This window comes from Corynebacterium sp. J010B-136, assembly GCF_002967075.1.
Taxonomy (GTDB): Bacteria; Actinomycetota; Actinomycetes; order Mycobacteriales; family Mycobacteriaceae; genus Corynebacterium.
In genome coordinates, this window is sequence record NZ_PUGE01000028.1 from 1 (window position 1) to 396 (window position 396).

Sequence of the window (396 nt, forward strand, 5' to 3'; positions counted from 1 at the left end):
GCTGGCTTTGAATGGCCTGTTCAGCTTGAGTCAGATCGAGACCAGACACTGCACCGGCACGATACTGGACATTGACCAGATCATACGTACGCTGTGCAGTCGCCAGGTTTTGTTGAACCACGCTATAACGTTCATTTAGATAACCCAGCTGCCAGTACAGTTGAGCAGTCGTACCAATCAGACTTTGTGCAGTCGCCTGTAAGTCCTCTTCAGATGCCAGGGCCTCCCAACGCGCTGCTTCAGTCTGATTGGCCAGTTTACCGAACAGATCCAGTTCATAGCTTAAGCTAGGGAAATTAACCCCAAAACCGGATGAACTGCTGCCATCTTCCAGATCAAAGCTTCTACGTGTGGTTAAACCCGCATCACTGATACGTACACCTTGCTGGCTTTGCG

The 396-nt window shown here is 50.3% G+C and carries 1 protein-coding gene; it reads right to left on the reverse strand.

Features of this window, described 5'->3' with window-relative positions; genetic code table 11:
* A partial coding sequence (locus C5Y44_RS13215) for a TolC family protein (protein ID WP_158255488.1) occupies nucleotides 1–396 on the reverse strand: 396 nt, incomplete at both ends.